This window comes from Mycobacterium noviomagense, from assembly GCF_010731635.1.
GTDB classification, from domain to species: Bacteria; Actinomycetota; Actinomycetes; order Mycobacteriales; family Mycobacteriaceae; genus Mycobacterium; species Mycobacterium noviomagense.
This window is the reverse complement of the sequence record NZ_AP022583.1, coordinates 2548806-2569715: the sequence shown is the minus strand read 5'-3', so window position 1 is coordinate 2569715 and position 20910 is coordinate 2548806. Positions and strand designations below refer to the sequence as shown.

General features: G+C 66.6%; 20 protein-coding genes, 1 tRNA gene and 1 pseudogene. 13 read left to right on the top strand and 9 right to left on the bottom strand.

Features of this window, described 5'->3' with window-relative positions:
• Window positions 1-152: 152 nt before the first annotated feature.
• From G6N15_RS11875 to G6N15_RS11860, 4 genes are all read left to right on the top strand, one after another.
• Window positions 153-2258 (top strand): FUSC family protein, encoded by a 2106-nt coding sequence (locus G6N15_RS11875; RefSeq protein WP_083088695.1) that lies wholly within the window; start codon window positions 153-155, stop codon window positions 2256-2258.
• Window positions 2259-2348: 90 nt separating this feature from the next.
• Window positions 2349-2753: a universal stress protein gene (locus G6N15_RS11870; protein WP_083088664.1), complete on the top strand. Its 405-nt coding sequence runs from the start codon at window positions 2349-2351 to the stop codon at window positions 2751-2753.
• Window positions 2754-2830: 77 nt separating this feature from the next.
• On the top strand, window positions 2831-3067 hold the full coding sequence (locus tag G6N15_RS11865; RefSeq protein ID WP_139797907.1) for a hypothetical protein: 237 nt from the start codon (window positions 2831-2833) through the stop codon (window positions 3065-3067).
• A 382-nt stretch (window positions 3068-3449) separates the two neighbouring features.
• Complete coding sequence (locus G6N15_RS11860; RefSeq protein ID WP_083088662.1) at window positions 3450-3629, top strand: hypothetical protein; 180 nt, start codon at window positions 3450-3452, stop codon at window positions 3627-3629.
• Here the strand turns inward: G6N15_RS11860 and G6N15_RS11855 are convergent.
• The 5 genes and pseudogenes from G6N15_RS11855 to G6N15_RS11840 form a co-directional block, all read right to left on the bottom strand.
• Window positions 3626-4498, bottom strand: a complete 873-nt coding sequence (locus tag G6N15_RS11855) for an alpha/beta fold hydrolase (protein ID WP_083088661.1) — start codon at window positions 4496-4498, stop codon at window positions 3626-3628. The genes G6N15_RS11860 and G6N15_RS11855 overlap by 4 nt on opposite strands.
• 141 nt (window positions 4499-4639) lie before the next feature.
• Entirely contained in the window at window positions 4640-5725 is a 1086-nt protein-coding gene (locus G6N15_RS11850) for an anhydro-N-acetylmuramic acid kinase (RefSeq protein WP_083088660.1), read from the bottom strand.
• Window positions 5722-6585 (bottom strand): N-acetylmuramic acid 6-phosphate etherase, encoded by an 864-nt coding sequence (gene murQ, locus G6N15_RS23815; protein ID WP_372506557.1) that lies wholly within the window; start codon window positions 6583-6585, stop codon window positions 5722-5724. The genes G6N15_RS11850 and murQ overlap by 4 nt, the downstream gene beginning before the upstream one ends.
• Before the next feature lie 123 nt (window positions 6586-6708).
• Window positions 6709-7434: pseudogene (locus G6N15_RS23810) on the bottom strand (BadF/BadG/BcrA/BcrD ATPase family protein); the annotation flags it as partial.
• A 42-nt stretch (window positions 7435-7476) separates the two neighbouring features.
• Window positions 7477-8175, bottom strand: coding sequence for an Rv3717 family N-acetylmuramoyl-L-alanine amidase (locus G6N15_RS11840; RefSeq protein ID WP_232070209.1), 699 nt, complete (start codon window positions 8173-8175; stop codon window positions 7477-7479).
• A 186-nt stretch (window positions 8176-8361) separates the two neighbouring features.
• Between G6N15_RS11840 and G6N15_RS11835 the strand changes: the two genes are divergently transcribed.
• Window positions 8362-9273: a lytic transglycosylase domain-containing protein gene (locus G6N15_RS11835; RefSeq protein WP_163748049.1), complete on the top strand. Its 912-nt coding sequence runs from the start codon at window positions 8362-8364 to the stop codon at window positions 9271-9273.
• Between the two features lie 10 nt (window positions 9274-9283).
• Window positions 9284-10270 (top strand): SDR family NAD(P)-dependent oxidoreductase, encoded by a 987-nt coding sequence (locus tag G6N15_RS11830; protein WP_083089901.1) that lies wholly within the window; start codon window positions 9284-9286, stop codon window positions 10268-10270.
• Window positions 10271-10359: 89 nt separating this feature from the next.
• On the opposite strand, the gene G6N15_RS11825 is transcribed toward G6N15_RS11830, so the two are convergent.
• Window positions 10360-10445: transfer RNA gene (locus G6N15_RS11825), tRNA-Tyr, on the bottom strand.
• Between the two features lie 73 nt (window positions 10446-10518).
• On the opposite strand from G6N15_RS11825, the gene G6N15_RS11820 reads away from it, so the two are divergent.
• The 4 genes from G6N15_RS11820 to G6N15_RS11805 are packed head-to-tail and all read left to right on the top strand — an operon-like array spanning window position 10519 to window position 13738.
• Window positions 10519-11010 (top strand): YajQ family cyclic di-GMP-binding protein, encoded by a 492-nt coding sequence (locus G6N15_RS11820; RefSeq protein ID WP_083089902.1) that lies wholly within the window; start codon window positions 10519-10521, stop codon window positions 11008-11010.
• A gap of 58 nt (window positions 11011-11068) precedes the next feature.
• The gene (locus G6N15_RS11815) at window positions 11069-11575 is read left to right on the top strand and encodes a hypothetical protein (RefSeq protein WP_083089903.1); all 507 of its coding nucleotides are present in this window, start codon (window positions 11069-11071) and stop codon (window positions 11573-11575) included.
• A complete protein-coding gene (locus tag G6N15_RS11810) occupies window positions 11572-12195 on the top strand; it encodes an RES family NAD+ phosphorylase (RefSeq protein WP_163748046.1) in 624 nt (207 codons plus the stop codon). Before G6N15_RS11815 ends, G6N15_RS11810 begins: the two co-directional genes overlap by 4 nt.
• A 43-nt stretch (window positions 12196-12238) precedes the next feature.
• Complete coding sequence (locus G6N15_RS11805; protein WP_139798041.1) at window positions 12239-13738, top strand: flavin-containing monooxygenase; 1500 nt, start codon at window positions 12239-12241, stop codon at window positions 13736-13738.
• Here G6N15_RS11805 and G6N15_RS11800 read toward each other — a convergent pair.
• A complete protein-coding gene (locus G6N15_RS11800) occupies window positions 13735-15066 on the bottom strand; it encodes an adenylate/guanylate cyclase domain-containing protein (protein WP_083089906.1) in 1332 nt (443 codons plus the stop codon). The two genes, G6N15_RS11805 and G6N15_RS11800, sit on opposite strands and share 4 nt — an antisense overlap.
• 154 nt (window positions 15067-15220) lie before the next feature.
• On the opposite strand from G6N15_RS11800, the gene G6N15_RS11795 reads away from it, so the two are divergent.
• From G6N15_RS11795 to G6N15_RS11785, 3 genes are all read left to right on the top strand, one after another.
• Window positions 15221-16246 carry an NAD(P)H-dependent glycerol-3-phosphate dehydrogenase gene (locus tag G6N15_RS11795; protein WP_083089907.1) on the top strand — a complete coding sequence of 342 codons (1026 nt, stop codon included), beginning with the start codon at window positions 15221-15223 and terminating at the stop codon, window positions 16244-16246.
• 797 nt (window positions 16247-17043) lie between these two features.
• Window positions 17044-17841 carry a YoaK family protein gene (locus G6N15_RS11790; protein WP_083089908.1) on the top strand — a complete coding sequence of 266 codons (798 nt, stop codon included), beginning with the start codon at window positions 17044-17046 and terminating at the stop codon, window positions 17839-17841.
• A 6-nt stretch (window positions 17842-17847) separates the two neighbouring features.
• A complete protein-coding gene (locus tag G6N15_RS11785) occupies window positions 17848-18930 on the top strand; it encodes a calcium:proton antiporter (RefSeq protein WP_083089909.1) in 1083 nt (360 codons plus the stop codon).
• Between the two features lie 43 nt (window positions 18931-18973).
• Here the strand turns inward: G6N15_RS11785 and htpX are convergent, their stop codons facing one another.
• Together htpX and grcC1 are read right to left on the bottom strand one after the other, a co-directional pair.
• Window positions 18974-19840, bottom strand: a complete 867-nt coding sequence (gene htpX, locus G6N15_RS11780) for a zinc metalloprotease HtpX (protein WP_083089910.1) — start codon at window positions 19838-19840, stop codon at window positions 18974-18976.
• A 58-nt stretch (window positions 19841-19898) separates the two neighbouring features.
• A complete protein-coding gene (gene grcC1 / locus G6N15_RS11775) occupies window positions 19899-20906 on the bottom strand; it encodes a nonaprenyl/(2E,6E)-farnesyl/geranylgeranyl diphosphat synthase (RefSeq protein WP_083089911.1) in 1008 nt (335 codons plus the stop codon).
• Window positions 20907-20910: the final 4 nt, after the last annotated feature.

Here is a 20910-nt window from a genome sequence, read left to right as displayed (position 1 = left end):
CCTAACCGGCATCGTCGTCGCCGTGGGACACCATGGATAAGGAAAGGAGGCGATCACCCGTGGCTGGCCGGTACCTCGCGCATGAGCACGACGTTGCCGCCACCCGACACCACCGGCCGCTAACCGCTCTCCTGGTGCGCGCACAGAACTGGGTGATCGGCTCGGATCCCGGGTTGTTGCGGCTGCGGATGGCCAGCCGCACCACGGCCGCATTGGCCTGCGCCCTGGCGATCCTCTATGTCCTGACCAAGGCCACCGGGCAGCCCGTCACCGTCGCACTGCTCGGGGTGCTGATCACCATGGTCTCGGGGCGGGCCGTCAACGAGCCGGATCCACGACAGCAGAAGATCACGATGGCGCTGCTGCCGCTGCCCGCCGCGCTGGCCGTCACCACCGGCACATTGCTTGCACCGCACAAAGTGGTCAGCGACATCGTGTTCGTCGCAGTTGTGTTTGCCGCCGTCTACATCCGCCGCTTCGGGCCACGCGGACGAGCGCTGGGGATGGTCATGTTCATGGCCTACTTCTTCACGCTGTTTCTGCGGGCCAAAGCCGCCGAACTGCCCTGGCTGATCGGGGCCATCATGGTGGGCACCGCGTGCAGTTTCGTGATCACCACCTACGTGCTGCCCGACCGACCCGAACGCGTGCTACGAGCGGCCATGCGATCGCTGCGGGCGCGAATGGCCATCGTCGTCGACACCACCGCCGAAGCGATTGCGGCCGGCCGGCTCGACGAACGACGACGCCGCCGACTGCGCGTACGCATTGCCCGGCTCAACGACACCGCGTTGATGGTCCAAAGCCAGATCGAAGACAAAGTCAACCCAGCCCCGCTGTGGCCCGGAATCAGCGGCGAGGACCTGGCGCTATGGCTGTTCGACGCGGAACTCACCGTCGAGCGGGTCGTCACCGCCGGGGCACGAGTGGCCGACGCCGGGCCCGAAATACCCGCCGCCACCCGCGCCGAACTGGCCGCAGCGCTCAGGCAGCTGGCCAGGGCCATCCGGCTGCCGCAGCAGCCCGAGGGACTGCGACGCGTCGCCGACCTGGCCCAGCAGCTGCTCAATCGGCACTCCACCGACGACGACGCCCTGATACGTCGCCTCGGTCTGGCCGTAATCGCCACTGCCACAGCGGCTTCCGAAGTCCGCGCCATGGTCGACCGCGCCAGCAGCGCGACCCCGGCCGCGCCGCCAGCCAGAGAAGAGCCGCAGCAGCGCACCGGTCTGCGGCCAACCACCCGCCAAGCCATCCAAGTGGCCGTGGCTGCGTCATTGGCGATCGTCGTCGGCGAGTTCGTCTCCCCCGCGCGCTGGTATTGGGCGGTGATCGCCGCATTCGTGATCTTCGCCGGAACCAACACCTGGGGCGAAACCCTCACCAAAGGCTGGCAGCGGCTGCTGGGCACCGCGCTCGGTGTGCCCTGCGGCATTTTGATCGCCACGCTGGTGTCCGGCAACCGCGCCGTGTCGCTGCTGCTGATCTTCGTGTGCCTGTTCTGCTCGTCCTATTTCATGCGGGTCACCTACAGCCTGATGACCTTTTGGATCACGACGATGCTTGCGCTGCTGTACGGGCTGCTCGGCCAGTTCACTTTCGACTTGCTGTTGCTGCGCATCGAGGAGACCGCGATCGGTGCCGTCATCGGCGTCGCGGTGGCGATCCTGGTGCTGCCGACCAACACCCGAGCAGCGATCAGTGATGACGGTCACACCTTCTTGACGACGCTGTCCGAGCTGATCGAGGTATCAATCGCCAGTCTGTTCGGCGGCAAACAAGCGACAAACCCTACCGATAAGGCGCGCGAACTCGACCGCAACCTGCAACAGTTCCGGACCACCGCCAAGCCGATGCTCGCCGGCCTGGCCGGCCTCTCCGGGCGGCGCAGTATCCGGCGGGCGCTTCGGGTGCTTGCGGCCTGCGACCGCTACGCACGAGCCCTCGCCCGCAACAGCGAACGCTACGGCGACCCTTCGCCTGAGCTGGTGGATGCCGTCACCTCGGCGGCCGAGCAGATGCGTCGCAACATCGAGGCGTTGGATGCCGTCCCCGACCAGCCGGCCACTGTCGCCCCCGCGACCGACTTCCTCGACACCGCGGAAGGCCTCGTTTGCCAGCAGGACCGCGATCCCGAGCCAGGCTCCGATGCCCGCAGGCTGCTGTCCGCGCTACATGCTTTGCGGCAAATCGACCGCGCCGTCGTCACCGAAGCCGTCGACCTGGGCGCTCACGAAGGCACGAGACTGCCGCGCTGAGGGCGGTGACGTTTGCGGAGTGCCCGAATTGGCTACTGGACGAGTTACTGGCACTGATTCGGGACAGTGCAGGCGATCCGTGGAGGGCAAGTGAGCGCCTATCAGACGCTGGTGGTCGGGACAGACGGCTCGCCGACGTCGCTGCGCGCGGTCCAGCGTGCAGCCGAAATCGCGGCCGAGTCGAACGCCAGGCTGATCATTGCGACGGGACACTCCTCGAGCTCATCGGCCGAGCACAAGTCGTCCGCGATCTTGCGTGAGGCCAGCGACCGCGCCAGGGCGGCCGGGGCGAAGAACGTCGAGCAGCAGTCGATCCGGGGCTCTCCGGCACATGCGCTGGTGGACCTGGCGCATCAGGTCAAGGCCGATCTGCTCGTCGTCGGCCGGGTAGGACTGGACCCGATCATCGGCCGGTTGGCGTCGGTTCCCGGCAACGTCTCACGCAGGGCCCAAACCGACGTCCTGATTGTCAACACCACGGCCTCAACTAGCTAAATTGTTGCGCCACTTCGGTGAAGCCGCTGGTTCCTCGGCTTCCTGCTGGCTGCTGCAGAGTAGTGGAGACTAATTCCATGAACGACGCCCCGAGGGGTACCGTGCGCCGCTCCGCTGAAGGCGCACTGCTGGTGCGCGAATTCCGCGGCGAAGAGCTGGGCTGGAAGCTGGTGCCCTCCGAGTCGGAACACTGCGTGTTCTTCGTCGATCGGGAGGTCGACCCGACCTGGCTGGACTGGCCGATCATCTGGTGCCCCGATGCCTCGTTCCACGAACAGGACAACATCCGCCGCGCCCGCGGCGGTCGCCCATGAACCCTGGCCGGCGCAGGTAGCCGCCAGGCAGCACACCCGTTACTTTTTGAGGACACATTGCCGCGTAGTGGCGTGTGTCATTTGGCGTCGTCGCGGGTAGCCGCGATGATTTCTCTTATGTTGTTCGAGCTTGCGAGGTCGCTTGTGCTTTTGCGGATTCGAGCGCGCGGCATTCGTCGACCTCGGACAGGCACTGCGCGGCCAGGCGATGGTGACATGGGGCATCGCGGCGATACTGCGGCGAGGACCGGCCCGCTACCGGTGCCGGACGCCACAATGCCGTAGCGGTCCGGTTACCGACCGTGCACGGCGGGGTATGCCGTGACCGCCGGCTCGCATCGATGGGGGCCGCTGCCCAAAGATCTACGTCAGTGAAAGCGATATGACGGAACCTCACGAAGCCCAACCGAGCCACGATCAGCAGCTGGAAGACATCGTCGATCAGCTCGACGAGAAGGTCGCCGACGAACGAGAAGCCGAAGGTGTTCCCGGCAAACCCAGCGACCGCGAACAGGCCGCTGTCCGCGGCTCGGAGAACTCGGAGAACGAACCGCCGGATTAAGCGCTCGGCTGTGAGGCGGCGATGTCGGACTGCTCGCTGGTGGCGATGAAGTCCTCGATCAGCTCGACGACCTCTGTAGGCGCTTCCACCTGCGGGAAGTGACCGACATCGGGCAGCAACTCGAGTCGCGCGTCGGTGCGTGCTTCGTGTGCGGCGTGCGCGTGGTCGACGGGAATGATGTTGTCCTTCTCACCCCAGATCGCCATGACCGGTAGCTCGGCGCGCAGCTGCAGCCGGTTCAGCGCGCTGACCGCCTGCCCGCGGTAATCGACCACGGATCGCAGCGTCCGCAGGAACGACTGCCGTGTCGGCCGATCCGACAACGATGAGTAGGCGCTCCACAACTCGGCGCCGCGAGGCGAATGAATGCCCGCGCCTCGCAACCATGACCGCAGCTTGTTGCCTACGGTGAGCACCGGCGTCGGCGCAATCACCGGCAAAATCAGCTCCGCCCCAGGGGCTGAGAGCAGCCGCAGCACCCATCCGACATCCGGGCCAAGGCCCCCGCTGCTAATCAGGATCAACCGCTTGACGTAGTCGGGGTGCTGGTAGGCGAACTGCATCGCGACCCCGCCACCCAGCGAGTGACCGACCACGGTGGCGTGCGCGATGCCGAGCTCGTCGAGGAAATCACGCAGCCAGACCGCAAATGCGCCCAGCGAGTAGTCGCCCCGGGGTTTCGCCGACTCGCCGTGGCCCAACAGGTCCGGGGCGATCACCCGGTATTTCTTCGCCAACTGCGGCAGCACTGACCGCCAGGTGGCTGAGCTGCCCGCCATGCCGTGGATCAGCAGCAGCACTTCCCCGCCGCCGGCGTCGCGGTAAGCCACCCGATCGCCGTGCAGTTCCAGATACTTCAATTCGTTCATTGATTCCTTACCCCTCGGCGCCTCAGCGTCTCAGCTGCGGCTGTCGTGGCAGAAAACCCTAGGTCTGCTTCTAGGGGATTAGATGCGACTCGCGGTCTCCAGGATAGGAGAGCCGCGACAGGGTCCAGGATAGCGGCGGCGTTACGCGGGTCGGATGAGCAGGCCGGTGGGCGGGGCGGCGCGCCGCGGGAGCGCGAGCGGCGCGTCACCGGGAGAGATTCGTCCGAGCACGTGCGGTCCGGTGAGCAGCGGCACCTGGTGGCAGGCGAGGAACCCGATCAGCGCCATCAGGTAGGCCTCCTTGGCCTGCGCGGGCAGGCCGCGTTCGTCGCTGAGAGTCAGCGGGAGGCGGCGTTGGAGCGCGGCGTGCAGGGCCGGGTTGCGGACGCCGCCGCCGGAGGCGACGACTTCGGCGGGCGCGTACGCTGCCAGCGCGTCGGCGACGGTGATCGCGGTCAGCTCCGTCAGGGTCGCCAGCAGGTCCTCGGGCGAGAGATCGGGTAGCTCGCCGAGGTGGAAGTGCTCGCGGCCGGTCGATTTGGGCGGCGCGAGCGCGTAGTACGGGTCGTCGAGCAGGTCTTCGAGTAGCGCCGCGTCCGGCTCGCCGCGGGCGGCGAGCCGGCCGTCCTTGTCTTGCGGCTGGCCAGTTGTGCGACGAGCGGCCTCGTCGAGCAGGCAGTTACCGGGGCCGGTGTCGAAAGCGATTGGCGGGCGGCCGGGGCGGACGATCGTCACGTTCGCGATCCCGCCGAGGTTGAGCGCCGCGCGCGTGTGGTCACCCCGCAGCCACAGGTCGTCGAGGATCCCGGCGAGCGGGGCGCCGTGGCCGCCGGCCGCGATGTCGCGGGCGCGGACGTCGGAGACGACCGGCAGCCCGGTCGCCTCGACGATCCACGCAGGTTGTCCGAGCTGCAGCGTCCCCATCGCCTTGCGGTCGTGTACCCAGTGGTGGACCGTCTGCCCGTGGCTGACGACGAAGTCGGCGGGCAGCAGCTCGGTGGCGAGCTCTGCCGAAGCCTGCCCGATCAGCTGGTCGAGCTGACACAACTCGGCCGCCGTCGTCGGGCCCAGCGAGGCGTGCAGCCGCGCGCGGACCTCGTCCGGCCACGGCCGTTCGATATGACGCAGCGGCGACATCGCGACGGCGGCGCCGTCCCACTCGAACTCCGCCACCGCCGCGTCGAGGCCGTCCATCGACGTCCCCGACATCAACCCGATGACTTTCATTGGCGGAGCGCGTCGCGCACGCGTCCCCGCGCCCGGTCGAGCCGGACGGCGGCCTCGGCCGCGTCGACGCCCGCGAGCAGCGAGACGATCGCGGTCTTGGCATGACCGCCTGCGGCGGCGAGCGCGGCGGTCGCGGTCTGCTCGTCCACGCCAGCCACGTCGCGCACGATCCGCACTGCGCGGCGGCGAAGCTTCGCGCTGGTCGGGCGCACGTCGACCATCCGCGGTCCGTAGGCCTTGCCGAGCGCGATCATCACGCTCGTCGAGAGCGTGTTGAGTACCACCTTCTGGGCGGTCCCCGCGGTCAGCCGCGTGGAGCCGGCAAGCACCTCGGGACCGGTCAGCAGCTCGATCACCACGTCGGCAGACGCCTCGCTAGCCGGGTTGTTGACGATCACTACAGTCAGCGCGCCCACCCGGCGCGCGTGCTCGAGCGCCCCGAGCACATATGGCGTGCGGCCCGACGCCGTGATTCCGACGAGCGCATCGGCGGCGGTCAGGTCGGCGAGAGCGGCGGGGTCGAACGCATCCTCGGCGCCCTCGATCGCCTGAGTCAGGGCCGCCAGGCCGCCGGCGATCACGCCGCGCACGAGGTCGGTGCCGAACGTCGGCTTGCACTCGGTCGCGTCGAGCACGCCGAGCCGCCCGGACGTGCCGGCGCCGGCGTAGATCAGGCGACCACCGCTTTGAAGGCGCGCGGCAATCGCCTCGGCCGCCACGGCGATCTGCGGGACCGCCGCCGCCACTGCGCCGTGCGCCTCGCCCTCGGCGGCGACGAGCAGCGCGACTATTTCGGCGATCGGCCGCGCGTCGAGGTCGTCGAGATCGGGCCGCACCGACTCGGTGGCAAGGGCGTCCAGCGCTTGCGGAACAAGGGTTTTGGGTGCCGCCTGCACCCGAATCACATGCGGCTCGTGGATCGCCCCTAGTCGCAGCGCGCCGTCGAGCGCGTCGCCGGCGGCCGGGACGAGATCGAGGTGGTTGCGTAGCGCCTCATATCCAGCGAGCCCGCCGACCATCGCTACCGGTCCATCCCCGACCGCGCGGGCGGTCGCGGCAAGCGCCTGGGCGGCGGCGCTGACGATCTTTCGGGCCGCGTCGTCCTTCGCAGCGAGGATGTCGGGCGCGAATGCCGCGAGCGCGGAGGCATCGGTGAGCTGCCGGGGCCAGGTCTCCGGCGCGCCGAAGCGAGCGCGGGCGGCGTCGAGCAGGGTGGTGGACGGGCCGCGACCGTCGTGGGCGCGGAGTGCCGCGCGCAGCCCGGCGGCGCCGATCCACGCGCCGCCGCCCTCGTCGCCCAGCCACGGGCCCCAGCCGTCGGCGGTCCGCAGTGCGCCGCCCGCGCCGATCGCGAGCGCCACGACGCCGGTGCCCGCGATCAGAACGACCCCCGGCTTTCCGTCGAGCGCGCCCGCGTGCGCGATCACGGCGTCGCTGGTCACCGCAACTCGCTGCACGCGCAGTGAGATCAAAAGCGCTTCGCCCAGCGCGCGCGCCGCGTCCGGCGCCGCCAGCGCCCCGGCGGCGCCCACGATCACCTCGTCAATCTCCTCGGCGGGGCCGAGCCGCTGCGCGACGGCGAGGATCGCCACCTCTGCGGCCCGCACTCCGCCTGGCGCCGCGAGCCCCGGCGCGCCCACGCCCTCGGCCCTTCGGCCGCCTGCCGCGGCCCGGCAGGACGTCTTGCCGAGGTCGACGGCCAGGATCACCGCACTCAACCTTTCATGAAGGGCGACAAGTTAGACGTTCTGCTAGCGGGCGGCGGTTTTCGCGCTGAGGTATGTGACGATTCCCTGGGTGACCGCGGTGGCGTATTTTGCTCGCCCGTCGGGGCTTTTCATCTGAGCGGCTTCGTCGCTGTTCTTCATGTTGCCGAGCTCGACGAGTATCGCCGGGTACTGGGCCAGGTTCAAGCCGGCGAGATCTGCCCGGCCGTACAGCCCGTCGGACCCGAGGTAGGTGGACGGTTGCATGCCCGACGCGACAAGGGAATCGCGCATGGTGGTCGCCAATTGCACGGCTGGTCCGGACTGGGCGTCGTTCAATGGGGGGCTTGAGTAACAGACGTGGAATCCTTGACCGGCCGCCGGTCCACAGTCGGCGTGGATGCTGATGATCGCGTCGGGTTGCATAGCGTTGGCCATTGCGGCGCGTTCATCGATGCAGGGCCCAACAGAGTTGTCGTCGTCCCGGGACAACTGTGTGCGGACGCCAAACTGGTTGAGCGACTTGCGGATTCGTGCAACAACGTCCCAGTTGAATGCATGTTCCGGGTAACCGTCGTCGGTGGCGGTGCCCATCGTGTTGCAGTCTTTTGTGCCGCCGCGGCCGTTGGGGACTTGCCGGGTCAGGGAGCCGTCGTCCACACCGTTGTGACCCGGATCGAGGAAGACGGCCCTGCGCCCAGCTCGCGGCTTGCCGCGCCCACGCTGCGGAGCAGCATCACGCACGGCGGGATAGTAACAAGCAGTGCAAATTGCGCTACACGCCGTCCATCTGCCAGCGGTTCGCAATCTCGGTGGTTCAAGATAGCTGTAGTGGGTGGGAAGGCAGTCGGATCCGGCAACCGGAGGACGCGTGCGGCGAACTGCACGCGGTCTCGGTTGACGCGCGATCGCGGGCATCGCTCCCGCGTAATGGGTTACGGCGTGAGGCTGCTCGTCGCCGCGATCACGTTGGCGCTGGTCGCCTGCTCACAGTCGGCCCGGCCCTCGACCGCACCGACGTCGAGGGCCACTCCCTCCGCGGCAGCGGCCACGCATCCGCCCGTGCCGCAGCGGCGGCTGGCATCGGACCCCGTGCAACTTGCCGACGACCTTGTTGCCGACGAGCAGGCGCTGCGCGATCCGTCGTCGTCGGAGGCGGTGCTGATCGGGGCGGCGCGCCGCCAACAAGCGGCCTACCGCGCCCTCGGACGGCATCCGGAGTGGGACCCGATCGCGCGTCCGCGAATCCCACCCTCGCTGCTCGGAACCTACGACCGCAATGTCGACGCGCGTCGGCAGCTCACCGCGATGAGCACGGGCCAAGAAAAAGACACGCTGCCCCCGTGGCGGATCGCCCCGCCGGCGCCGGCCGGCGAGCTGCTGGGCTACTACCGCAAGGCGGAATCGGCGTCCGGCGTCGGCTGGCCCTATCTCGCCGCAATCAATCTGATCGAGACCGGCTTCGGCCGCATCGTTGGCGCAAGTGACGCCGGCGCACAAGGCCCCATGCAATTCCTACCTTCCACCTTTGCCGCCTACGGCGAGGGCGGCGACATCTTCTCGCCACACGACAGCGTCTTGGCGGCCGGCCGCTACCTCGCTGCTAATGGCTTCGCCGACAACCGCGATTACGCGCTGTACCGGTACAACAACTCGAGCCAATACGTGCAGGCGGTCAACGACTACGCAGCGGTGCTCGCAGCAGATCCCGCTGCGTTTGCCGGGTACTACCGCTGGGACGTCGATTACAACACCACGGCCGGTGACGTCGTCCTACCTATTGGTTACTGCGCGACCGCACCGATTCCCGTCGCGGACTACCTGGCGACCCACCGACCCTAAACTTCGCATCATGCGCGTTCTTGTCACCGGCGGTACGGGATTTGTCGGTGGCTGGACCGCCAAGGCCGTTGCCGATGCCGGACACTGCATCCGGTTCCTGGTGCGAACTCCCGCGAAGCTGAAGACATCCGTCGCCCAACTCGGCGTTGACGTGTCGGACTTCGTCGTTGGCGACATCTCCGACCGCGACTCGGTACGGGCGGCGTTGCGCGGTTGTGACGCGGTCGTGCACAGCGCTGCCCTGGTGGCGACCGATCCACGCCAGGCTTCCGAGATGATCAGCACCAACATGGCGGGCGCCCGAAACGTCCTCGGCCAGGCCGTGGAGTTGGGACTGGATCCCATCATTCACGTCTCGAGCTTTACCGCGCTATTTCATCCTGGCTTGCAGACGCTGACGGCGGATCTGCCGGTTGTCGGTGGAACAGACGGATACGGGATCTCCAAAGCACAAGTCGAGATTTATGCTCGTGGGCTTCAGGACGCCGGCGCCCCGGTCAACATCACTTATCCCGGCATGGTTCTCGGTCCGCCTGTTGGCGACCAGTTCGGTGAGGCCGGCGAGGGCGTGAAGGCGGCGCTGCGAATGCGTGTGATTCCCGGGCGGGGTGCGGCATGGTTGGTCGTCGACGTCCGCGATGTCGCCGCACTGCACGTCGCACTGTTGGAGGCCGGGCGTGGACCGCGCCGCTACACCGCGGGCGGTCATCGCGTTCCGGCGACCGAGCTCGCGAAGCTGCTCGGCGAAGTCGCCGGGATTTCGATGATGGCGGTGCCGGTTCCCGACACCGCGCTGCGTGTTGCGGGGGCACTACTGGATCGTGCGGGGCGGTTCTTGCCGTTCGACACGCCGTTCACCTCGGCCGGGATGCAGTACTACACCCAGATGCCGGAGTCCGATGACTCGCCGAGCGAGCGAGAACTCGGCATCACCTACCGGGACCCGCGCGCTACCTTGTCCGATACGGTCGCGGCCCTTCGCGGCGTGACCCGCTAAGGGGCGGGACGACTGCTCGATCTGCGGACGCTTTGCCGACGGTGAAAACTCTGAAACCGCTTGGCATGCGCCCAGATAGCCTTCGACCTTGGTGGCAGGTCCAGGATTCGAACCTGGGTAGGCATACGCCGACGGATTTACAGTCCGCTCCCATTGGCCGCTCGGGCAACCTGCCGGATGTGTTACGTCTAGCAGAGTACAACGGGGAGGTAATCCGGACGCAAACCGATGGGAAGGGGACGAATCCAATGGCGGATTCATCGTTCGACGTGGTCAGCAAGGTAGATCGCCAGGAGGTCGACAACGCCCTCAACCAGGCCGCCAAGGAGCTGGCCACCCGGTTCGACTTCCGCGGCACCGACACCAAGATCGCGTGGAAGGGCGACGACACCATCGAGCTGACCAGCTCCACCGAGGAGCGCGTCAAGGCGGCCGTCGACGTCTTCAAGGAGAAGCTGATCCGCCGCGACATTTCGATGAAGGCCTTCGAGGCGGGCCAACCGCAGGCCTCCGGCAAGGCCTACAAGGTGACCGGCACCATCAAGCAGGGCATCTCCAGCGAGAACGCGAAGAAGATCACCAAGCTGATCCGCGACGAGGGACCCAAGAACATCAAGACCCAGATCCAGGGCGACGAGGTACGCGTCTCCAGCAAAAAGAAGGACGACCTGCAGGCCGTCATTGCCATGCTCAAGAACGCCGATCTCGACGTGGCTCTGCAGTTCGTCAACTATCGCTGATGTTCGTGCGCTTCGTGCGGCTGCTGCAAGCGCACGAATCGCACGTAAGATGGTGCCTATGACCACCGTGGAAGACCTCACCGTCGCAGCGCGCCGCGTGCGCGAGAGTGCTCAAGCCGTGGGCGCGGCGCTGTCCGCGGTCGCGGTCTACACCGAACCCGCCATCACCCGGGCCGTGCAAGCCGAACACAATCTCTACGCACGGATCGAGGCGGAGTTCGGCATGCTGACCAGCACCCAAGCCGGTGAGCGGATGGGGTCGCGGTCGCGTGCCCCGCGCAATCTCGCCACCAGCGCGCACCGCAACAAACAGCTGGTTGCCGTGCGCAAGGGCAACTACCTTGCCTACCCGGGGTTCCAGTTCGGCCCAGACGGACAGCCCCTGCCGGCGATAGGCCGCCTTCGCGAGATCGCGGAAGCCAATGACTGGTCCGAGGCCGGCCTGGTGCAGTGGCTGTGCTCGCCGACGACGTACTTCGACGGAGACCGACCCGTCGACAACCTCGCTGAGGATCCGGACCGCGTGGTCGCAGTGGCGGCGGACGACCTGGCCATCGAGTGGTGAAAGGGCCGCCCAGCCCCTTCAAGCCGACCATCGACATCTTGCGCAAGGGGCACCTGCTCTACCGCGTCTTCACCGCGAGCCGCGCCGCCACCGAGTTCAACCCGGGCGTCGGCGCCCCGACCCGGTTCGGGTTCTTCGGTGACCCCGTCCTACCGATCATGTACGCGGCCGACACCGAAGAAGCGGCCATCGCCGAGACGCTGCTGCACGACATCCCGGTCGAAGGGGGCGTCCTGCCCTTCGACAAGTACTCCACCAAAGCACTCGCCCGCCTGGAAGTAACCCGCGACCTGCGCCTGGCTGTCCTCCACGGCATGGCGTTACGGCGCCTCAAGGTCAGCCCCGAAGATGTCACGTCAAGCCCGGCCTCCACCTACCCGACCACCGTTGTATGGGCCGAAGCGGCACACGGTATCGGCGTGGACGGCATGGTGTGGGTGTCGCGACTGTGCAATGACACCAAGGCGTACGTCTTCTTCGGCGATCGGTGCGCTGAGAAAGGGGGAGCGTTCGCTCAGGACCTCTCCTACGCGCGCATCTTCGCCAGCGCCGCCGACCAGATCTGGCTCATCGACCATTGCGCACCGTTGCACGTCGACGTCCTACTCGAGCCGTCGTAGTCACTCTGGCCCAATCAACCGGTGGGTGCCTAATCTGATGGACATGACTTCCCTGGACGCCCACGCCGCCGATGCGCCCGAGGACTTCGACGTCGTCATCATCGGCGCCGGCATTTCCGGGATCGGCGCCGCCTACCGCATCACCGAGCGCAACCCCGGCATCCGCTACGTGATCCTGGAGCGGCGCGAGCAGATCGGCGGCACCTGGGACCTGTTCCGCTACCCCGGGGTGCGCTCGGACAGCAGCATCTTCACGCTGTCCTTCCCCTACGAGCCGTGGACCCGCAAAGAAGGCGTTGCCGACGGGGTGCACATCCGCGAATACCTGACCGCGACCGCACACAAGTACGGCATCGACCGCCACATCCGGTTCAACAGCTATGTGCGCGCGGCTAATTGGGATTCTGACACGGACGCGTGGACGGTCACCGCCGAGCAGGGCGGCGCTTCGAAAACCTACCGCGCCCGGTTCGTGTTCTTCGGGTCCGGCTACTACAACTACGACGAGGGCTACACGCCGGACTTTCCCGGCATCGAGCAGTTCGGCGGCAGCGTCGTCCACCCGCAGCATTGGCCCGAGGACCTCGACTACACCGGCAAGAAGATGGTGGTCATCGGCAGCGGGGCGACGGCGATCTCGCTGATCCCGTCGCTGACCGAGAAAGCGTCAAAAGTCACCATGCTGCAGCGCTCGCCGACCTACATGTTCTCGGCCTCGAGGTACAGCCCCTTCTCCGATCTGCTGCGAAAAGTATTGCCGCGCAAGGTCGCACACCAGATCATCCGGATGCGCAACGCGTTGCTGGAAGGGGCGATCTGGTTTTTGTCCCGCAAGACACCCGCTTTCATGAAGTGGTGGATCCGCCAGATCGCGATCCGTCACCTGCCGGACGGCTACGACGTCGACACCCATTTCAAACCGCGGTACAACCCGTGGGACCAGCGGCTGTGCCTGATCCCGGACGCCGACCTCTACGTCGCGATCAGCGAAGGCCGCGCCGAGGTGGTCACCGACCACATCGATCACTTCGACGCCACCGGCATCGTGTTGAAGTCCGGCGCGCATCTGGACGCCGACATCATCGTCACCGCGACCGGGCTGCAGTTGCAGGCGCTCGGCGGGGTGACTGTGTCTTTGGATGGCGTGGAGATCAAGCCGCAGGACCGCTTCGTCTACAAGGCCCACATGCTCGAAGACGTGCCCAACCTGTTCTGGTGCGTGGGCTACACCAACGCCTCCTGGACGCTGCGAGCCGACATGACCGCCCGCGCGACAGCAAAGTTGCTGGCATACATGCGCTCCCGCGGCTACACCCACGCCTATCCGCACCGCGGCGACGAGCCGATGCCGGAGAAGCCGTCATGGGACATCCAGGCCGGCTATGTGCTGCGCTCGTTGCACGCGCTGCCCAAGTCCGGCACCAAGCGGCCGTGGAACGTGCGGCAGAACTACTTCGCCGACGCCCTGGACTACCGGTTCGACCGGATCGACGAGGCCATGGTGTTCGGGCGTGCCGGGGAACGGGTGTCGGCGGCGTCCTAGTCTGCGTGCCGACTTGCTGCCGCAACGCTTCCGACTTCTGCGCTTCGGCGCCCCACCAGGTACCAGGTGTGCATGACGCCCTTTCCTTTGACTTCTACGTCACCTCGCTCCTCGAAGAGGAAGTCGTCCTTGAGCCGTTCGTAGACGTCCTGCGGTACCTGAATGCGGCCTTCGTTGTCTGTGGATTCCATGCGTGAGGCGACGTTGACCGCGTCTCCCCATACGTCATAGAAGAATCGTCGCGCGCCCACCACGCCGGCGACCACCGGGCCCGCGGCCAGCCCGATCCGCAGCGGAACCGGTCGCCCTTGCGGGTCGCGCAGGTCCGCCACCGCGTCGGCGATATCGAGCGCCAGGTTGGCCAGCGCCTGCAGATGGTCCGGCCGGGGCGTGGGCACGCCGCTGACGACCATGTACGAATCCCCGCTGGTCTTGACCTTTTCCAAGCCGTGGCGCTCGACCAGGCGGTCCAAACTGGTATACAGCTGATTCAGAAAGTCGACCAGCTCGGCCGGATTGGTGGCACTGGCCCACTGGGTAAATCCGGCGATGTCGGCGAACAGAATAGAAGCGTCGTCGTACTTGTCGGCGATGATCCTGGCTTCAGGGTTCTTCAACTGCTTTGCGATGCTGGCGGGCAGGATATTGGCCAGCAACGACTCGGATCTCTGGTACTCCAGCTCGATGACTTCTTCGGCACGGGTGATCTCGCGCAGCGCGTACCAGACTGTCGCGACCACCATCGCGCAAGCCGCTACCGATGCGAATGCGAAATTCACCGTGACGGCCCAGTGTGGGCGAATTCCGGTGTCGTAGGGAACAATGATCAGCAGGATCACCGCGAGCGCAGCGCCGACGGCCGCGACAACCGATGCGAGCACGATGTGTTCATCGCCGAGCAGCAACACCACAAGGGGCGCCGTGACCAGGAAGTAGAACTGCAGGCCGGAGCCGGTGCCTACCGTCCAGCAGACGATAAAGATGGTCAGGTAGACGCATCCGAAGAAGGTCACCGGTGCGGCGAACTCACCGAAGCGGTGGAGCACGGGGACCAACGCGAAAATCACCGCCGGGAGGAGGTAGCTGATGGCGACACGCTCGAGCCCTTGTCCCGTGACCAGCCCAAAACCGATTCCGAAGCCCGCGGTGAGGACCGCCGCTAACAATGTCGCGAAGTTGAGCACCCGCAACCGGCGCACGACCCGTTGGCTGTAATGCTGGTCGCGTACCGGCACGGTGGGGCTCCAAAGAAGCCCCGCGATGCGTTTAGACCGCCGAAGCGGACCCCCTGGCCGCATCGCTGGCGCGCTTTTGGCTTTGCCCGCCATCCTCACAGCTTACTTATTGACACATTGTCAGGATTCCAAATCGTCGATGGCGGAAAACTTTCCCTGCCTGGTTGCGATACCTCCAGCGACGCCGTCGCAACCGCTGTTCGCGAACTGTCAGTAAACGCCCGGCCTCGGCAATACGCTGATCGCCATGGCACCTGCTATGCGCGAACCGAAAGTCGTCGTCTTGGGGGGTGGTTCCTGGGGAACGACCGTCGCGTCCATCTGCGCGCGTCGGAGCCCGACGCTGCAGTGGGTGCGCTCGAAGGAAGTCGCCGAGGACATCAACGACAACCATCGCAACACCCGCTATCTGGGTGACGAAGTCGTGCTCAGCGAGACGCTGCGGGCCACCACCGACTTCTCCGAGGCCGCCAACACCGCCGACGTCGTCGTCATGGGCGTGCCGTCACACGGCTTTCGCGATGTGCTCATCGAGCTGGCCGCAGAGCTACGCCCCTGGGTACCCGTGGTCTCGCTGGTCAAGGGTCTCGAGCAGGGCACCAACATGCGGATGTCGCAAATCGTCGACGAAGTACTGCCCGGGCATCCGGCCGGCATTCTGGCCGGCCCGAACATCGCGCGCGAAGTCGCGGAGGGGTATGCGGCCGCGGCAGTGTTGGCGATGCCCGACCACCACCTGGCCGCCCGACTCGCCGAGCTTTTCCGCACCAAGCGATTCCGCGTGTACACCCTCGACGACGTGCTCGGTGTCGAGATGTGCGGAGCGCTGAAGAACGTCTACGCGATCGCCGTCGGCATGGGCTACTCGCTCGGCATCGGCGAGAACACCCGCGCCTTGGTGATGGCCCGCTCGGTGCGCGAGATGTCCAAGCTCGGCGAGGCCATGGGCGGGCAGCGCGACACCTTTGCCGGGCTGGCCGGGATGGGCGACCTGATCGTCACCTGCACCAGCCAGCGCAGCCGCAACCGCCACGTCGGCGAGCAGCTGGGTGCCGGCAAACCGATCGACGAGATCATCTCCTCGATGAACCAGGTCGCCGAGGGCGTCAAAGCCGCCAGCGTGATCATGGAGTTCGCCGACAAGTACGGGTTGAACATGCCGATCGCCCGCGAGGTCGACGCGGTGATCAACCACGGCTCGACCGTCGAGCAGGCCTACCGCGGCTTGACCGCGGAACCTCCGGGACACGAGGTACACGGCGCCGGGTTTTAACAAACCGACTTGTTTGTATGCGTTTCCTATGTGCGGGCCGGTCCGTTTGCCGCGGTGTGGAGCCGATAAATAAGCTGGCGCAGAGCAATTGAGCGTCGACCCTGCGTGGTGTTGCTCACAGTATCAGTAACAGCTTGTGCGCGAAGGGTTTAACTTCGCTGCAATCTTATAGGTAGTGAGAGGTTAACCAGGAGCTGTACGCTGCACGCTGATCATGTTGCTACGGGTTGGGGAGTTGGATGATCGTCATAGTCGCTGCCGTGATTGGGACACTGTGACTTTTGGTCCGTCGTGGAAGCGGTCGGCCAGCGCCCTCGCCGTTGCGGTATGCGTGTTGTTTGCGGTCATTGGGTACGGCCTTGCGCGGGCCGATCGAGCCGCCGCTGCAGCACCGCAGCCCGTGTTGATATCAGCGAGCGCCGCCAACGTCGACGACGAGCGCCCTGAACACCATGTCGAACACGCCGGTTCGCCGCGACTGCACAGCGCACTTCACGTCGCGGTGCTGCACCGCACTCGACCCTCCACATGGTCGCCTGCGGCGCAATGGAATTGGTGGACCGCGTCACTGGCGTCCTGGGCTACAGACTCCTTGCTTGGCGCGGCCGGTTCATGTGCGCCTGTCATGTCCCTTTGCGGCCGAGAACGCTTGACCCAGTTCTGCATCGCCCGGCACTGATCGCTGCGCTGTGACGCAGCGTTCCCAGTAACCACTTCGGCCTGCACCGTTTGGCGATTCGTGCTGCGGGCCGCCCATCTGCCGAGCCATCTGGAAAAGTAAAGGGCGACCACACTTTATGACCGAGCAAACCACGCACGAGATAGGGCGCGTCGAGCCGATCGACACGCCCACTGCTACCAGCTCGCGGCTCCGCAAACGTCGGTGGCGGCGTCGCGCTGACAAGGGCAGGACGGCCGTGGGCGAGTTGTTCGACAGCGAGGCGCGGTTGTCATGGGTCCTTGCTTGGCTGGCGGGGCTTGTGGGCGCCGTGGCGTTCACCCACTCCGCCGGCTACTTCGTGACGACCGCCACCGCCAATACGCAACGCGCAGTGGCGGGTTTGTTCATCGGTGACCCCTGGCTGTCGATTTCCGCGACACTACTGGTGTCGTGCTTCCTGGCCGGCGTGATCGTCGGGTCGTTGTGCCGCAGGCGCATCTGGAGAGCGCATCCGCACGGGCCCACTCTGCTCACCACTATTTGTCTCTCGATCGCGACTGTCGGCGACGTCATGCTGCAGGGCTGGTCGGCGGGTCCTGTCGCCTTTCTGCCAATCCTGGTGATTGCCTTCGGTATTGGTGCTTTGAACACCACCTTCGTCAAGAACGAGGAAGTGTCGATACCGCTGAGCCACGTGACGGGGACGATAGTGAAGCTGGGTCAAGGCATCGAGCGACACATCAGCGGCGGATCAGCTGCCGACTGGCTGGGACACTTCCTGCTCTTTGCCAGCTTCGTCGCGGGCGGACTGACCGGCGGGTACATCTGCTCGGCAGTCAGCGGTTCGCAGCTGCTGGCGGCCGCCGCCGTTGTCTGTGCGATGACGACCGCATACACCTACTTCTACGCCGACCGCCCTGGTGTGGTGAAGTAGTTACATTTGAAGCGACTGTCATGGACCGTAGTGCTCCCGCTGCTGGCCCTGGTCGCCCTCGCAGTCACCTGGGGCAGCGAGATCGGTTGGATAGCGGCCGTCGTCGAAGGCGTGCTGCTGGCGGGTGCGGTGCTGGCCGCGGTGCACCACGCCGAGGTGGTCGCGCACCGAGTCGGTGAGCCGTTCGGATCGCTGGTCCTGGCAGTGGCAGTGACGACCATCGAGGTGGCGCTGATCGTCACTTTGATGGCGTCCGGCGGTGACAAGTCGGCGACGCTGGCGCGGGACACGGTGTTTGCTGCGGTGATGATCACCACGAACGGCATCGCCGGCTTGTCGCTGTTGATCGGTTCGCTGCGGTACGGCGTCACACTTTTCAACGCCAACGGCAGCGGGGCTGCGCTGGCCACAATCACCACGCTGGCCACCCTCAGCCTGGTGCTGCCGACCTTCACCACCAGCCACCAGGGCCCCGAGTTCTCGCCCAGCCAACTTGTCTTCGCCGCGATCGCCTCACTCGGGCTGTATCTGTTGTTCGTCTTCACCCAGACCGTGCGGCACCGCGACTTCTTTTTGCCGGTGACACAAACTGGCGAGGTCGACGATGACAGCGAGCATGCGGAGCCGCCGAGCACGCGGTCGGCGCTGACGAGCCTGGCGCTGCTCTTTGTGGCGTTGGTTGCGGTGGTAGGGCTGTCGAAAATGGAGTCGCCCATTATCGAGCGGGCGGTGACGGCGGTCGGGTTCCCGCAATCGTTCGTCGGTGTGGTGATCGCCACGCTCGTGTTGCTGCCCGAGACGCTCGCGGCCGCGCGCGCGGCGCGGCGTAATCGCATCCAAATCAGTTTGAATCTCGCCTACGGCTCCGCGATGGCCAGCATCGGGCTCACGATCCCGGCGATCGCGCTGGCTTCAATCTGGTTGAGCGGCCCATTGCTGCTGGGCCTCGGCCCCACGCAGTTGGTGCTGCTGGCGCTGACCGTTGTCGTCAGCGTGTTGACGGTGGTGCCCGGCCGGGCCACCCGGCTGCAGGGCGAGGTGCATCTGGTGCTGCTGGCCGCGTATATGTTTCTGGCCGTGGTGCCGTAGTCACAGTGGCCACAGCAGCACCTTTTGCGACCATTAGGTGCTTCTAGCCTCGCGCCATCTCCTCAAGCCGGCGGATCCGGTCGGCGATCGGCGGGTGCGTCGAGAACAGCGAGCCGATCCGCTCACCGCTGCGGAACGGGTTGGCGATCATCAGGTGCGCCTGGCTGGCCAGCTGCGGCTCCGGCGGCAACGGGGCCGCCTCCACGCCGCCGCTGATCTTGCGCAGCGCCGACGCCAACGCCAGCGGGTCACCGGTCAGCACCGCCCCGGACTCGTCAGCCTGGTACTCCCGCGACCTAGATACCGCCAACCGCACCACCGTCGCCGCGATCGGTCCGAGCAGCGAAACTAGCAGCAGTGCAAAGGGATTGGGGCCGTCCTCTCGGTCTCCACCGCCGAACATGCCGGCGATCATCGCGAAGTTGGCCAGCGCGGTGATCACCGACGCCAATGCGCCCGCCACACACGAGATCAGGATGTCGCGGTTGTAGACGTGGGAGAGCTCGTGGCCGAGCACGGCGCGCAGCTCTCGTTCGTTGAGGATCCGCAGGATCCCGGTCGTGCAGCACACCGCGGCGTTGCGTGGGTTACGACCCGTGGCGAACGCATTGGGTGCGTCGGTGTCGCTGATGTAGAGCCGCGGCATCGGCTGATGCGCGGCGGTGGCCAGCTCGCGCACGATCCGGTACATCACCGGCGCCTGCACCTCCGACACCGGTACGGCGTGCATCGCGCGCAACGCCAGCTTGTCGCTGTTGAAGTACGTGTACACGTTCATCCCGACGGCGAACAGCACCGCCAGCAGCAACCACGTCCTGCCGAATAGGCCGCCGACGAACACGATCAGCGCCGACATGCCGACCAGCAGTGCGAACGTCTTGAACGTGTTGTGATGCGGATGCCAGGTCATCAGCTCCTCCTCTACACACGCTGGTTAAACGTCCGGGGCCAGTCAGCAGGTTCCGAACCTAACCGTGCCGGTTGACGGTGTAGTCGACCAGCGTGGCCAGGGCCTGGCGGCCCGCGACGTCAGGCAGCTTGGCCAGCTCGTCACGAGCCTGCGCCGCGTACCGGGCCACGGTCTGCTTGGCCTTGGCCATGCCCGGCGACGCCCGCAGCAGCCGCAACGCCTCGGCCAGCACCGCGTCGTCGTGGACCGGGCCGGCCAGCAACTCGCGCAGCCGATCGGCCTCCGGCCCCCTGTCCTGCAGCGCGTACAGCACGGGCAGCGTGTGCACGCCCTCACGCAGATCGGTGCCGGGCACCTTGCCGGACTCGTCGGGGTCGCTGTCGATGTCGATGATGTCGTCGGAGATCTGAAACGCCGTGCCGACGATGCCGCCCAGCCGGCTCAACCGCTCGATCTGGTCGTCGTCGGCGCCGGAGAACGTCGCACCGAACCGTCCCGCAGCCGAGATCAGGCACGCAGTCTTTTCGTGCACCACCTTCAGATAGTGCTCGATGGAATCCACACCCTCGGCCGCGCCGCGCGTTTCGCGCATCTGCCCGGTAACCAGTTGCGCGAACGTCTCCGCGATCACCCGCACCGCGTCGGGACCCAACAACGACACCAGCCGCGAGGCCGTCGCGAATAGGTAGTCGCCGGCCAGGATCGCGATGTTGTTGCCCCAGCGCGCGTTGGCACTTTGCGCGCCCCGGCGCAGCTGCGCCTCGTCCATCACGTCGTCGTGATACAGCGTCGCCAGATGCACCAGCTCGATCACCGCACCGGCGATCGTCACCTCCCGCGCCTCGGGATTGGGACCGAGTTGAGCCGACAGCACCGTGAACAACGGCCGAAACCGCTTGCCACCGGCCTCGAACAGGTGCAGGACAGCCTCGGTCAGCAGGTCGTCGCTGCCGCGCAGCTCGGTCTCCATCAGCTGCTCGATGCGGTCGACCCCGTCGCGCACGCTCGCGGCGAACGCGGCATCGCCGAAGTCGAAGCCCGCCACCACAGTCGCCGGAGTCCTCACGGCA